This is a genomic window from Phascolarctobacterium succinatutens CAG:287 (genome assembly GCF_000434895.1).
Taxonomy (GTDB): Bacteria; Bacillota; Negativicutes; order Acidaminococcales; family Acidaminococcaceae; genus Phascolarctobacterium_A; species Phascolarctobacterium_A succinatutens_A.
Window position 1 is genome coordinate 1 of the sequence record NZ_FR892790.1, and the last position, 12724, is coordinate 12724.

At 47.5% G+C, this 12724-nt stretch carries 15 protein-coding genes; 9 read left to right on the plus strand and 6 right to left on the minus strand.

Annotated elements, in window-relative coordinates; translation table 11 throughout:
* Positions 1–161: 161 nt before the first annotated feature.
* The 6 genes from mnmE to rpmH form a co-directional block, all read right to left on the minus strand.
* On the minus strand, positions 162–1541 hold the full coding sequence (mnmE, locus tag BN587_RS05185) for a tRNA uridine-5-carboxymethylaminomethyl(34) synthesis GTPase MnmE (RefSeq protein ID WP_021720083.1): 1380 nt from the start codon (positions 1539–1541) through the stop codon (positions 162–164).
* Between the two features lie 107 nt (positions 1542–1648).
* Complete coding sequence (jag, locus tag BN587_RS05190) at positions 1649–2566, minus strand: RNA-binding cell elongation regulator Jag/EloR (protein WP_021720084.1); 918 nt, start codon at positions 2564–2566, stop codon at positions 1649–1651.
* Between the two features lie 27 nt (positions 2567–2593).
* Positions 2594–3238, minus strand: a complete 645-nt coding sequence (locus BN587_RS05195) for a YidC/Oxa1 family membrane protein insertase (protein WP_021720085.1) — start codon at positions 3236–3238, stop codon at positions 2594–2596.
* Between the two features lie 45 nt (positions 3239–3283).
* Positions 3284–3493: a membrane protein insertion efficiency factor YidD gene (gene yidD / locus BN587_RS05200; protein ID WP_044484312.1), complete on the minus strand. Its 210-nt coding sequence runs from the start codon at positions 3491–3493 to the stop codon at positions 3284–3286.
* Positions 3494–3508: 15 nt separating this feature from the next.
* On the minus strand, positions 3509–3865 hold the full coding sequence (gene rnpA, locus BN587_RS05205; protein WP_021720087.1) for a ribonuclease P protein component: 357 nt from the start codon (positions 3863–3865) through the stop codon (positions 3509–3511).
* Positions 3866–3924: 59 nt separating this feature from the next.
* Positions 3925–4059 (minus strand): 50S ribosomal protein L34, encoded by a 135-nt coding sequence (gene rpmH, locus BN587_RS05210; protein ID WP_021718820.1) that lies wholly within the window; start codon positions 4057–4059, stop codon positions 3925–3927.
* 360 nt (positions 4060–4419) lie between these two features.
* Here rpmH and dnaA point away from each other — a divergent pair, with 360 nt between their 5' ends.
* The 9 genes from dnaA (at position 4420) to BN587_RS05255 (ending at position 12578) form a co-directional block, all read left to right on the plus strand.
* Positions 4420–5805 (plus strand): chromosomal replication initiator protein DnaA, encoded by a 1386-nt coding sequence (dnaA, locus tag BN587_RS05215; RefSeq protein WP_021720088.1) that lies wholly within the window; start codon positions 4420–4422, stop codon positions 5803–5805.
* A 261-nt stretch (positions 5806–6066) separates the two neighbouring features.
* On the plus strand, positions 6067–7176 hold the full coding sequence (gene dnaN, locus BN587_RS05220; RefSeq protein ID WP_021720089.1) for a DNA polymerase III subunit beta: 1110 nt from the start codon (positions 6067–6069) through the stop codon (positions 7174–7176).
* A 12-nt stretch (positions 7177–7188) separates the two neighbouring features.
* Positions 7189–7413, plus strand: a complete 225-nt coding sequence (locus tag BN587_RS05225) for an RNA-binding S4 domain-containing protein (protein WP_021720090.1) — start codon at positions 7189–7191, stop codon at positions 7411–7413.
* Positions 7413–8540 (plus strand): DNA replication/repair protein RecF, encoded by a 1128-nt coding sequence (gene recF, locus BN587_RS05230; protein WP_021720091.1) that lies wholly within the window; start codon positions 7413–7415, stop codon positions 8538–8540. Before BN587_RS05225 ends, recF begins: the two co-directional genes overlap by 1 nt.
* Before the next feature lie 2 nt (positions 8541–8542).
* Positions 8543–9319: a DUF721 domain-containing protein gene (locus BN587_RS05235; protein WP_021720092.1), complete on the plus strand. Its 777-nt coding sequence runs from the start codon at positions 8543–8545 to the stop codon at positions 9317–9319.
* On the plus strand, positions 9306–9566 hold the full coding sequence (remB, locus tag BN587_RS05240; protein WP_049897182.1) for an extracellular matrix regulator RemB: 261 nt from the start codon (positions 9306–9308) through the stop codon (positions 9564–9566). The genes BN587_RS05235 and remB overlap by 14 nt, the downstream gene beginning before the upstream one ends.
* Before the next feature lie 2 nt (positions 9567–9568).
* Positions 9569–11509, plus strand: a complete 1941-nt coding sequence (gyrB, locus tag BN587_RS05245; RefSeq protein WP_021720094.1) for a DNA topoisomerase (ATP-hydrolyzing) subunit B — start codon at positions 9569–9571, stop codon at positions 11507–11509.
* Positions 11510–11541: 32 nt separating this feature from the next.
* Positions 11542–11841 carry a hypothetical protein gene (locus BN587_RS05250; protein ID WP_021720095.1) on the plus strand — a complete coding sequence of 100 codons (300 nt, stop codon included), beginning with the start codon at positions 11542–11544 and terminating at the stop codon, positions 11839–11841.
* The gene (locus tag BN587_RS05255) at positions 11841–12578 is read left to right on the plus strand and encodes a thiamine diphosphokinase (protein WP_021720096.1); all 738 of its coding nucleotides are present in this window, start codon (positions 11841–11843) and stop codon (positions 12576–12578) included. The genes BN587_RS05250 and BN587_RS05255 overlap by 1 nt, the downstream gene beginning before the upstream one ends.
* The last annotated feature ends 146 nt before the right edge of the window (positions 12579–12724 follow it).

A 12724-nucleotide genomic window follows, 5' to 3' on the forward strand; every position in this document is an offset into this window, starting at 1 on the left:
CTCAGTCATCGCCTACGGCGATGCCAGCTCCCTTTCAGGGAGCATATAAAAGTTCATAGTAATAACCAAAGTTAAAACTTCGCAATAATATTATATCTTCCCTGAAAGGGAAGGTGGCTGCGAGCTTCAGCGAGCAAACGGAAGGGTTGCGTCGCTTCCCCCTACTTACCGATACAGAACCGCTCAAAAATCTCATTGATAATCTCATCTTGCACCGTATCACCCGTAATCGCCCCTAACAGGTCAATCGCCGAGCGCACATCAATCACAATGCAGTCATAAGGCAAATAATCCTGTGCCGCAGCCTCCGCATCCTGCAAGCCTGTAAGCGCCTCACGCAGCAAACGCTCCTGACGCGCATTCTGAATATATGCACCGTCCTCCAGCGTACCCTTGCTGCCGTAAACATAGCTCTTCAGCCAGGCAGTAAACGCCTCAATACCAACAAGCGTCTTCGCAGAAAGCGTCATCACCTTATCAGCACCAAAACGCTCGCGCAGCTGCGCCAGGTCAACCTGCTGCGGCAAATCGCTTTTATTCACAATCACCACACAGGGCTTGCCGGCAGCAGCCTCTAAAATCGCCTCATCCTCTTCAGTAAGTCCCTCGCTGCCGTCAATCACACAGATAACCAGCTCCGAATCCGCTAACAGCTGACGGCTCTTCTCCACACCGATTTTCTCCACAAAATCCTCGGTAGCACGAATACCCGCCGTATCCGCCAGCACCAGCGGCACACCGTCAAGCAGCAGCTGCTCCTCAATAACATCACGCGTCGTACCGGCATACTGCGAAACAATCGCGCGCTCCTCCCGCAGTAAAGCGTTCAAAAGACTGGACTTACCCACGTTCGGACGTCCCACAATAGCAGTACGCAAGCCCTCGCGCAAAATCTTGCCCGTATGCGCATGCGCCAGCAAATGCTCAATCCCGCTGCACACAGTAGTCAAGCTCTCCTGCACCCTGCCATAGGTAACATCCTCGATATCCTCCTCCGGATAATCAATCACAGCCTCCAGATTAACAACCACATCCACAAGCTGCTTACGCAAACTACGCAGCTCACCTGCCAGCTGGCCCTGCTGCTGACGCGCAGCCAGCTTCAGGCTCGCCTCACTGCGCGAACGGATAATATCCATAACCGCCTCAGCCTGCGTCAGGTCAATCCTGCCATTCAAAAACGCGCGCTTCGTGAACTCGCCGGCCTCTGCCGGACGCGCACCAGCAGCAAACGTAAGCTGCAAAATCTTCTTAAGCGGCTGCACACCGCCGTGACACTGGATTTCAACCACATCCTCCGCCGTATAGGAACGGGGAGCACGCATATACACTGCCAGCACCTCATCCACAAGACTGCCGTCCGTATCATAAACATGGCCATAAGCAAGCGTATTCACCGGATATGCACCAAGCGCCTTGCCGGAAGCCGCCTTAAACAAGGACTCGCCCACTGCCAGCGCCTCAGGTCCGCTAATACGCACAATACCTACAGCACCCTCGCCAAGAGCCGTAGTAACAGCACTAATTGTATCCTCAGCCATATGACCCTCCTTCTTTTATCTGTACTGCATAAAAAAGCTCAGTACGGAAAAAAGGCTGCCGCAAATAAGCCTCTAATTAACTTAACGCGACAGCCTTGCTTTATATTTTATTTTTTCAGCTCGATAACCACATGACGATAAGGCTCATCGCCCTCGCTCAGGGTAGTAACACGACGGTCACCCTGCAGTGCCATATGGATAATCTTGCGCTCGTGCGGATTCATAGGCTCCAGGGCTACGCGCTCACCGGTACGTTTAACCTTATCTGCCAGACGTGCAGCCAGGCGGTTAAGAGTCTCGATACGGCGGTCACGGTAATCCTCAACATCAATGATTACACGCACACGCTCGTTGCTATTCTTGTTAGCAACAAGATTAGTCAGGTATTGCAAGCTGTCTAAGGTTTGTCCATGCTTGCCGATTAAAATACCCATATCATCACCATGCAGGCGGAAGGTAACGCTGCCGTCATTTTTGTTGATGAATTTTTCCATAGCAACCTCAATATGCATAGCATTGAAGATTTTCTGCAAAAATTCCTTAGCAGCAGCAACTGCCTCATCACTTACATTGTATTTACGCGGTTCGCGGTTCTGACGTTCGCGACGCTCGCTCTTCAAAGCATTCAGCGCTGCAATAGCATCATCCACTGCGTCATCCTTAGCATTTGCAGCCTTCTTCTTGAAGTCCTCAGCAGCTACAGCAGCATCAGCCTTCACAGCATCTGCCTTTTTAGCCAGAGCACCGGCAGCTACGGTTGCAGCCACCTTTACTGCAGCTACAGCGTCGGCAGCAGCCTCGCTTACTGTTTTCTCAGCAGCGGGGGCAGCCTCTGCAGGTTTTTCTTCAACTGCAGGTTTAACGCTTACGCGTACACGGGCATCCTTACGGCCAAAGCCTAAAAAGCCCTTCTTTGCTTCCTCTAATACTTCAACAACAGCCTCATCAGCTGTAACATTCAGTTCTGCCAAAGCTGCTGCAACAGCTTCGTCCACACTCTTACCGGTCTTTTCAACAAAAGCCATCTTTACCAACTCCTATACGCTTACACGTTATTTAGCCGCAGCTCTGTTCATAATAGACTGCTGTGCAATCTGCATAATATTCATTACAACCCAATACAGAACCAAGCCTGCCGGGAAGGTCAAGCTGATATAACCGATGAACAACGGCATGAAATACATCATCATCTTGTTCTGTGCACCGCCGCCGCTTGCCGGCATAGTCTGCTTAGTCTGAATAAAGGTAGTCAATGCGGAAAGCACCGGCAGAACATAGGTCGGATCTGCCTTGGAAATATCAGCCAGCCATAAAAAGCTGGTAATGAGTTCCGGATGTGCTGCATAGTTGTAATCACGGATACCATAGAAAATACCAATCATGATCGGCATCTGGATGAGCAGAGGCAGGCAGCCTGCCAGCGGATTAACGCCTTCGCTCTTATATAAATTAGCCAGCTCCATATTCAGGCGCTGTTTATCGTCCTTATATTTTTCCTGCAAAGCCTTCATTTTAGGCTGAATTTCCATCATTGCCTTAGTTGATTGAATCTGCTTTTGAGTCAGCGGATACATAATCAGCTTAATAATAATGGTCATTAACACAATAGCCAGGCCAAGGTTCGGTATACCAATGCTCTCAGTAAAGTTATAGAGCACAGTTAACACCTGTTGTACAATATTAGCGAGAAAATCCAAGATATCACTCCTTAATAAACAAAGTGTTATAGCTTAATAGTATGCTTACGGCACCGGGTCATAGCCACCGGGATGAAAGGGATGGCATTTAGCAATACGCTTAATAGCCAGCCAGGTACCCTTCACCGGTCCCTTCTTCTGAATCGCTTCAATAGCATACGCTGAACATGTAGGATAAAACCTGCAGGTCGGCGGTTTCAGCGGTGATATAAAAATCTGATAGAATCTTATACACAAAATCAGTAACCTGCTCATAGCCTTCTATCCTTATTACTGCAGCAGAGCTGCCCTTTTTGCCAGTCTTAAAAATACACGCTCAAAAGTCTTGTAGTCAGCCTTTGTCAGCTTCTTGCGAGCCACCCAAACTATATGATAGCCCTTTTTGAGTTCCGCCTTATGCATGCGGAATACCTCACGCATCATACGCTTAACACGGTTGCGCACCACAGCGCAGCCAAGCTTTTTGCCCACTGCCAGACCAATTTTTATATCCTCGACCTGTTCCGGAAGAATATAAAAAACCGACATAGCGTCGACAACAGTGCGTCCTTTAACATAGACAAGCTGGAAACTTTTCTTCGATTTAATTCGATTTAATTTTTTTAAAGTAAACTTTTTCTTTTGCATCAAATGCACACCTGCCCGCATGGAAAAAATAGGCCACTTGCGCGGCCTATTTTATAATGTTATGCAGACAATTTCTTTCTGCCTCTAGCACGTCTTCTTTTGAGAACTTGACGACCGCCCAAAGTTTTCATTCTTTCTCTGAAACCATGAGTTCTTTTTCTTCTGAGATTGTTAGGTTGAAAAGTACGCTTCATTCAGTATTCCCTCCTTATCCACCGCAAAATTTTATCAATTTCTAATGTATGTGAATATTGATAGCTGTTATTTGTTCTACCAACGCGGCTGTAACGCGCTTTTTCAGCACCTGCAGCACCACGCAAGGTATTACTAACTTATTATATGGGAAAATAAAAACTTCGTCAAGTAAAAACCGCTATTTTTCTGCCAACTGCGAAATTTTTCTTGGGAAATTTGCGAAGTTATCCACAGTCTGCTAAAATATATATGGAAATTTAGCTTCTCTTGTAATTTAACCGGCGCTTACAAGCCCTTCCGCGGGCAATGCAGGCTGTCGTTTTTATTTTTCTAATTTTAGCGAGAAAGGATGTATCTATATGAATTCCTATGATTTAGCGGAAATCTGGGTCAGATGTAAGGACAAATTAAAGGAATCCTTTAATGAAAAGGTTTTTAACGTCTGGATAAAACCTATTATGCCGTTAGAGGTGACAGATACCTACTACAAAGTAGCTGTCAAAAACGATTTCTTTAAAACTATGCTGGAGGAAAACTACGCTCAGGTTATTGAAGGCGTCCTTGCAGGCATTATGAGCAAAAACATCAAGCTCATCATCGAAACCATGGACAACGGCAGCAGCGACAATTCGCCGGCCGAAGAGCTGCCCGCTATACCTGCCAAGCGTGAACAGCAGCAGCTGTTTAACGAAAACACCTCTGTGCAACAGCCCGATGAAAGCAACCTGAATCCTAAATACGTTTTTGAAACCTTCGTCATCGGCAACTCCAACCGCTTTGCCCACGCAGCAGCGCAGGCAGTAGCCAATGACCCGGCGCACGCCTACAATCCTCTCTTCCTTTATGGCGGCGTTGGTCTGGGAAAAACACATCTGATGCACGCTATCGGCAACCGCATCAAGCAGAATAATCCCAGCATGAAGGTACTGTACACCTCCAGTGAAAAATTCACCAACGAAATCATCAACTCTATTCAGAACAAAACCACGGAAGCCTTCCGTCAGAAATACCGCAATATCGACTGCCTGATTATCGACGATATCCAGTTTCTGAAGGGCAAGGAGCAGACGCAGGTAGAATTCTTCCATACATTTAATGCACTGAAGGATGCCGATAAACAGATCATCATCTCCAGTGACCGTCCCCCCCGCGAAATTGAAACGCTGGAAGACCGCCTGCGTTCCCGTTTTGACCAGGGACTGACAGCTGATATCCAGACACCTGACCTGGAAACACGTATGGCCATCCTGCGTACCAAGGCAGCATCCGACAATATCACCCTGCCTACCGATGTCATTACCCTGCTGGCAACCAACATCGCCACCAACATCCGTGAAATCGAAGGCGCCTACAACAAAATTGTAGCATATACCTCCCTGATGCATATGCCCATCACTGTAGAGACTGCGCAAAAGGTTCTCGCAGATATGGGCAACGATATCAAACTCAAAAGCAAAACCATCACCTTTGAAGGCATCATCAAGGTTATTGCTGACCACTACAATGTAAAGCAGGATGAGCTGTTCAATAAGAAGCGTACCCAGAACATTGCCTTCCCGCGTCAGGTAGCTATGTATCTTTGCCGTGAACTGGCTGATTTATCTTATCCGCGTATCGGTGAGCTCTTTGGCGGACGTGACCATACCACCGTTATCCATGCTTATGAAAAAATCAGCAAATGCAAAAACAGCAGCCTCGCCTTCCAAAACGAGCTGCAGGAAATCATAGAAATCTTACGGCAATAACAGTAAAAAAGTTATCCACAAAAACTGTTGATAACTAGCCACTAAACTGTGCATAACTTTGGGGCACCAGTTGATAAAATTTTTCCCTGTAGATTGTGTGTATATTATTTCCCGGTTATCAACAGCTTTATATACATGGGAAATAACCCATCACGACTGAGCTTGCGGTACTTTTCCCCATAACTAACAGGCTCTACTACTACGTCGACTACTTTTTATATATTATAACAGTATTAAAAAACCAAGGAGGACTGTGAACAAATGATAATTTCCTGTAATACCAACAGCTTAAATAAAGCCATCCAGACAGTTCAAAGAGCAATTATTTCCAAGCCAAGTACACCTATCTTTTCCGGTATTCATGTAATCGCATCAGCTGACAAGCTGGAAATGCAAGCTATGGATTTAAACATGGCTATTTCCTGTACCATTGATGCTGAAATCAGCGAACCGGGGGAAATAGTTGTTTCTGCTAAACATTTTGCTGACCTTATCCGTAAATTGCCCGGTGAAAGCCTGACTATCAGCAAAAATGCTGACAAGCATGCTATTAAAGTAAGCTCCGGAAAATCTGAATATCAGCTCTTCTTAATGAATGAAGATGATTATCCTAAATTTCCCACCTTTGATGCAGACAGAAACATTGCTCTTGATGACAGCATGATTAAGGAGCTGATTAAAAAGACTATCTTCTCCTGCTCTACCGATGAAGCAAGACCTCTGTTCACAGGTATTCTGGTAGAAGCTAAAGACAGCAAAATTACCTTCGTCGGCACCAATACCCATCGTCTGGCAATTAAATCTCTGCCTTACGAGGGAAATGAAGAGCTCAGCATGATTATTCCTTCCAAGGTTCTGGGCGAAATTTCCCGTAATCTTACCGGCGAAGTACCGCAGCAGGTGCTTATTTCCCTGCTCAATAACCAGATTATGGTTGTTATTGATAATGTAGTTATTGTTTCCCGTCTGATTGAAGGCCAGTTCCCTGATTATCGTCGTGTTATCCCGCCGAAATTCGCTCTGACCAGCAAGGTTAATATCAAAGAGCTGGCAGGCGCTGTTGAGCGTGTTGCTCTCTTCTCTACTGACGGAGACTACAGCATTATCAAAATGAGCGTAGCTGCTGAGGAAATTACTATTACCAGCAGCAGCCCGGATGTTGGCACCGGCCTGGAGGTTGTTGCCTGCCAGACTGTCGGTGACCCGCTGAATGTTGCCTTTAATGCTAAGTATATCCTGGATATTCTGAAGAACCTGGAAGCAGAGGAAGCAGTTTTGTCCATGAATACCTCTCTCAGCCCTGTTTGCGTTACCTGCGCTGAAGAGCCTGATTATACCTATATCGTTACTCCGGTACGCGTTGTTTTCTAAGGAGCGGCTATTATGCAAAAAGAAACTGTAGAAATCAGAACAGAATTCATTACTATGGATAAGCTGCTGAAGTTTTCCGGTGTTGCTGACACCGGAGGCCAGGCATTTATGATGGTTGAAGATGGCGTTGTCCGCCTGAACGGCCAGCTGGTAACAGAAAAACGCAAAAAGGTACATCCTGGCGATGTAGTTAATATTGATGACCAGATAGAGCTGACCGTTGCCAAAGAAGCTTAATGAAAATCAATAGTCTTTATGCGGTTAATTTCCGCAATTATGGAAGCTGCCAGCTGCAGCTTCCCGCTATGATTAATGTTTTTTACGGGCAGAACGCTCAGGGAAAGACTAATCTGCTGGAGGCTATCTTTTATGGGGCCTTCGGCATGTCGCACCGTACCTCGGCTGAAGAGGAAATGCTGAAAATGGGTACAGAGGCGATGGCTGTAGGCGTAGAATATGCCAGCTTCAGCGGCAGCCATGAGGTAAAAATCAAAAAATACCGGCAGCATGAGCGTTGGCATAAGGAAATATTGCTTGATGGTGCGCGCGTTCGTCCTAAGGAGCATTATGGCGCTTTGAATGCCGTAATGTTTTCGCCGGAGGATTTGCAGCTGGTCAAGGGTGAGCCTGCCTTAAGACGTCGTTTTTTTGATATGCAGATTGCGCAGACTGATGCTGTTTACTATGATTTGCTGCTGAAGTATAACCGCGTGCTATTGCAGCGCAACCGTCTTTTAAAGGAGCTGCGGGATAACGGTGGCAGTGCTGAGGTGCTGCAGCCCTGGAATGAGGAATTTATCCGTCTGGCAGCAGCGATTGTACGCAGGCGTTTGGCAGCGCTGGCAAAGCTGCAGGCTATTGCCGGCGAAATTTACTCTTCGATTACCAAGGGCAGCGAAATGCTGCAGGTGCGCTATGAGCAGAAGGCCAACAACAGCGAGCTGCTTTATCCGCAGTCTGCTGCGCAAGCCACGGAGGATTTTTACCGCGACAGACTGCTGGAGCGTCAGCGCATCGATATTCTGCGCGGCAATACAGGCATCGGCCCCCACCGCGATGATTTGCAACTTTTGCTCAATGGTCTGTCCCTGCGCTCTTTCGGCTCCCAGGGGCAGCAGCGCAGCGGTGCCTTGGCACTGAAGCTGTCGCAGCTGCAGTATGTCAAAAACGAGCTGGGGGAATTCCCCGTCCTGCTATTAGATGACGTTATGAGTGAGCTTGATAACAGTCGCCGCTCCCAGCTGCTGCTGTTTATCGACGGCAGAGTGCAGACCTTTATCACAGTAAATGACCGCGAGCTGATACCGGAGCTTGCAGGCAATGCTTACTTTAAAATATCCGGTGGCTGTATAAGCGAGGCTTGATTATGTATGCTGAAAATTTAGAGGCTGCGGAGGAGGTTATCCGCCGTCTGTTTGACCCGCGCCGCACCTATAAAAAGGCTTATATTTCGCCGGAAATCAAGCTGGCCTATCTGCAGCATTATCTGGAAAGCAGATGGAGCGAGATTGTGGGCGAAAACCTGGCGCGCAGCTGTGCGATTGAGAAAATCAGCGGCAACGAGCTTTATGTGCGTACGGCTAACAGTATGCTGGCTAATGAGCTGTATATGATGCAGCAGCTGTTTCTGCAAAAAATCAACTCCTTTTTGCTGGGACGTGTGCTGATAAAAAAGGTTTACTTTCATACTGGCAGCTTTTTCAAAAGGCAGGAGCAAAAGGCCAAGGAGGCCGAGCCGCCTGCCCAGCCTGTGGAATATACCAAATGTCCTGTCTGTGGTGCCCAAATGCGCAAGGGACTGGCAATGTGCAGCATTTGCGAGCGTGAGCAGCGCGAGGAGCTGCGCAGCAAGCTGGCGGAGCTGCTGCGGATTCAGCCCTGGCTGAAGTATGAAGATTGTCTGGCCTACTACAAATGTGATAAAATATTATTCACGGCTGTAAAGGAAAGCCTGCAAAGCTACTATTTTGAGCGTGTACGCTGTGGCTTTGCGGACAAGAAGGAAAGCCTGCTGGCAGTAATGTTTCTGCTGGAGAAGCAGCCAGAGGAAATTACCTTAGCTTTATATGAAAATGCTTTAACTTATTTAAGGAGGGATCAGGGTGTATCTGCATTTGGGAGTAGATTACATGGTAAAAAATAGTGAGATTATCGCTATTTTTAATTTGAATCACCCTCAGTCACTGGTTTATGACGATTTCGTCAAGAAGTATGGCTCCCGCTACAGGGTGGTTGATGCTTCCGGCGGCGAAGGCTATTATAGCTGTGTTCTGACCGGTGATACGATGTATTTGTCCTCGATTTCTTCGGTGACTTTGAAAAAACGCGCTGAATCAGGTTTTCTGGACGGCGCTGTCTATACTAATCTGGAAATTTTAAAACGGAGGTAAATATGACCCAGGAAATTGATATTGAAGAAGCTACAGCGGTCAAGGGCAATTATAACGCTGAACAGATTCACGTTTTAGAGGGCCTGGAGGCTGTACGCAAAAGACCTGCTATGTATATCGGCAGTACGTCCTCCCGCGGTCTGCACCATCTGGTGTATGAGGTTGTGGACAACAGTATTGATGAGGCTTTGGCCGGCTACTGCAGTGATATCAAGGTAATTATCCATAAGGATAACAGCATTACGGTTATCGATAACGGCCGTGGTATCCCCGTGGATATGATGAAAAAGGAAAAGAAGCCTGCTGTTGAGGTTATCATGACAGTGCTGCACGCCGGCGGTAAGTTTGGTGACGGCGGCTACAAGGTTTCCGGCGGCCTGCATGGTGTAGGTGTTACCTGCGTTAACGCTTTGAGCGAGCATATGGAGGTTGAAGTTCGCCGCGGCGGTAAATGCTACGGCATTGAATTCAAGCAGGGCAAAACCTCCAAAAAGCTCTATGAAAAGGGCGATTGCGATGTTACCGGTACTACGGTACATTTTAAGCCGGATGCTACCATCTTTACGGAAACTGAATACAGCTATGATACCCTGCGTTTGCGTATTCGTGAGCTGGCCTTTTTGAATAAGGGTATCACCATTTCCTTGACCGATGAACGTGCCGAGGATAAGAGTGAAACCTTCCATTTTGCCGGCGGTATTATCGAATACGTCGAATTTATGGATAAGGACAAGGATAAGATTAATCCGAAACCGATTTATCTGGAGGGCGAAAAGAACGCTGTCATCGTTGAAGTTGCAATGCAATATTGCGATACCTACAGCGAGAACATTTTCACCTATGTCAACAATATCAACACTGAGGAAGGCGGCACACACCTCAGCGGCTTCCGTAAGGCGCTGACACGCACAATTAACGCTTATGCGCGTAAAACCAACATGCTCAAGGAAAACGAGGATGCGTTGAGCGGTGATGATGTGCGTGAGGGCTTAACTGCAGTTCTGAGCCTGAAGGTGCAGAACCCTCAGTTCGAAAGCCAGACCAAAATTAAGCTGGGCAACAGCGAGGTTATGCCTATCGTTGATAACCTGGTCGGCGATACTCTGGCCGAGTTTATGGAGGAAAATCCGCAGGTTGCCAAAAAGCTGGTGGAAAAGGCTATTATTGCTGCACGCGCCCGTCTGGCAGCACGCAAGGCGCGCGAGCTTACACGCCGTAAGAACGCTATGGATTTGGGCGGACTTCCCGGCAAGCTGGCTGACTGCAAGAGCCGTAACGTTGAGGATACCGAGATTTATCTGGTCGAAGGTGACTCTGCAGGCGGCAGCGCTAAGCAGGGCCGTAACAGTGATTTCCAGGCTATTTTGCCGCTGCGCGGTAAAATCCTTAATGTTGAAAAGGCACGTCTTGATAAGGTGCTGAGCAGTGAAGAAATCCGCAATATGATTACTGCCTTTGGCTGTGGTATCGGCGATGACTTCAATCTGGACAAGGCACGTTATGGCAAGATTATCATCATGACAGATGCCGACGTCGACGGTGCGCATATCCGTACGCTGCTGTTGACCTTCTTCTACCGTTATATGCAGCCTTTGATTAAGGAAGGCCATGTGTTTATTGCACAGCCGCCGCTGTATTTAATCCGTAAAAACCAGAAGCAGCATTACTACGCTTACAGCGATGAAGAATTGCAGCAAATCCTCGACGAGGTTGGCCGCGATACTAACCCGTATGTACAGCGTTACAAAGGCTTAGGCGAGATGAACCCAGGCCAGCTGTGGGAAACAACTATGGATCCTGCGGCACGTACTATTCTGCAGGTTCATCTGGAGGATGCTGCAGAAGCAGATCGCATTTTCTCCATTCTGATGGGCGATAAGGTTGAGCCGCGCCGTCAGTTTATCGAGGACAATGCTAAGAAGGTACGTAATCTGGATTTGTAAGCCTGATTGTAGCATAAAAAGAGGTGCTTTAAATGGTTAAAATTAAAAAAGGACTTTCCGATGCAGATATGCTGAAGGGCTTCAGCGAGGAGCTGACCTTTGAAAACGGCATGTATGCTGACGAAAAGGTTAAGCAAAGCAAATTAAAGGGTGCTAAGGCACCTGCTAAAAAAGAGCTGCTGCTGCCGGAGGATGCGCAGGAGCGTCTGAACCGTTTTCTTTTGGAAATTAGCATGGAATGGCTGAAGAACAAGAATGGTGACTGCACCTGGAAGGTTCTCAAAGAAAACGGCCAGATTGTGATTAAGCCTGTTGCTGTAGCGAAAAAATAATGGCTGACAAGCTTTTTGTACTGCCTGAGCTGGAGCTGCGCGTGATGTTTCACGTGAAACATCACGCTGCTGCTCTCTCCCCTGCTGACACTTTGCTGGTGGTTGCAGGCGGACGCGGACCTAAACTAGAGTGGCTGCACAGTGTTAGCGGCGGCAAGAAAATTTACTGCGCTGACCGCGGCGCTGAATACTGCCTTGCAGCAGGCTATGTTCCTACAGAGCTGTTCGGTGACTGCGACAGCTCATCGCAGGCTGTTTATCAGCAGGCGTGCGCTGCAGGTACTGTAGTGCACAGCTTCAATCCTGCAAAGGATGATACTGACTTACAGCTTTTACTGCACAATCTGCCAGAGGGAGACATTCTTGCTACCGGTATTTGGGGCGGACGCTTCGACCATTTATACAGCAACGTTTACACTCTGCTGGGAGTAAAAAAGCAGCGTGGCTGCCGTGTTATACTGGCGGATGACAAGGAATTTATGCTGCTGCTGACAGAGGGCGAAAGCGTAGAGCTGAAGCTGCAGGAGGCTGCGGAAGCTGTTTCATTGCTGCCGTTAAGCGAAAGCACGACAGTAGATTTTACCGGCGTGCGCTGGCCCTTGCAGCAGGCAACGCTGCGCCAGCTCTACCCTTATGCTATCAGCAATGAGGTTCTGGAAGGTGTCGAAAAAATCTGCTGCACCTGTCACAGCGGTGATTTAGGAATCTATATCCGTTGGGCGGAAGGCAGTAAATAGTTAAAAGTGAATAGTGTATAGTGTGCAGTGATTAGTAAATAGTGTATAGTAAAGGTCGTTAGCATGATATACCGGCAACCTAAAGCTAACCACTAATCACTAACAACTAACAACTACGCACCGGAATGAGGGGTATTTTTTGGAAA

What these genes read in the sequence shown, in the direction of transcription:
- BN587_RS05235 (WP_021720092.1), top strand. Translation starts at nt 8,543, where the DNA reads ATGTATGCTGAAAATTTAGAGGCTGCGGAGGAGGTTATCCGCCGTCTG.
- dnaA (WP_021720088.1), top strand. Translation starts at nt 4,420, where the DNA reads ATGAATTCCTATGATTTAGCGGAAATCTGGGTCAGATGTAAGGACAAA.
- yidD (WP_044484312.1), bottom strand. Translation starts at nt 3,493, where the DNA reads ATGAGCAGGTTACTGATTTTGTGTATAAGATTCTATCAGATTTTTATA.
- recF (WP_021720091.1), top strand. Translation starts at nt 7,413, where the DNA reads ATGAAAATCAATAGTCTTTATGCGGTTAATTTCCGCAATTATGGAAGC.
- gyrB (WP_021720094.1), top strand. Translation starts at nt 9,569, where the DNA reads ATGACCCAGGAAATTGATATTGAAGAAGCTACAGCGGTCAAGGGCAAT.
- remB (WP_049897182.1), top strand. Translation starts at nt 9,306, where the DNA reads ATGGTAAAAAATAGTGAGATTATCGCTATTTTTAATTTGAATCACCCT.
- BN587_RS05225 (WP_021720090.1), top strand. Translation starts at nt 7,189, where the DNA reads ATGCAAAAAGAAACTGTAGAAATCAGAACAGAATTCATTACTATGGAT.
- jag (WP_021720084.1), bottom strand. Translation starts at nt 2,566, where the DNA reads ATGGCTTTTGTTGAAAAGACCGGTAAGAGTGTGGACGAAGCTGTTGCA.
- dnaN (WP_021720089.1), top strand. Translation starts at nt 6,067, where the DNA reads ATGATAATTTCCTGTAATACCAACAGCTTAAATAAAGCCATCCAGACA.
- mnmE (WP_021720083.1), bottom strand. Translation starts at nt 1,541, where the DNA reads ATGGCTGAGGATACAATTAGTGCTGTTACTACGGCTCTTGGCGAGGGT.
- rnpA (WP_021720087.1), bottom strand. Translation starts at nt 3,865, where the DNA reads ATGCAAAAGAAAAAGTTTACTTTAAAAAAATTAAATCGAATTAAATCG.
- BN587_RS05250 (WP_021720095.1), top strand. Translation starts at nt 11,542, where the DNA reads ATGGTTAAAATTAAAAAAGGACTTTCCGATGCAGATATGCTGAAGGGC.
- rpmH (WP_021718820.1), bottom strand. Translation starts at nt 4,059, where the DNA reads ATGAAGCGTACTTTTCAACCTAACAATCTCAGAAGAAAAAGAACTCAT.
- BN587_RS05255 (WP_021720096.1), top strand. Translation starts at nt 11,841, where the DNA reads ATGGCTGACAAGCTTTTTGTACTGCCTGAGCTGGAGCTGCGCGTGATG.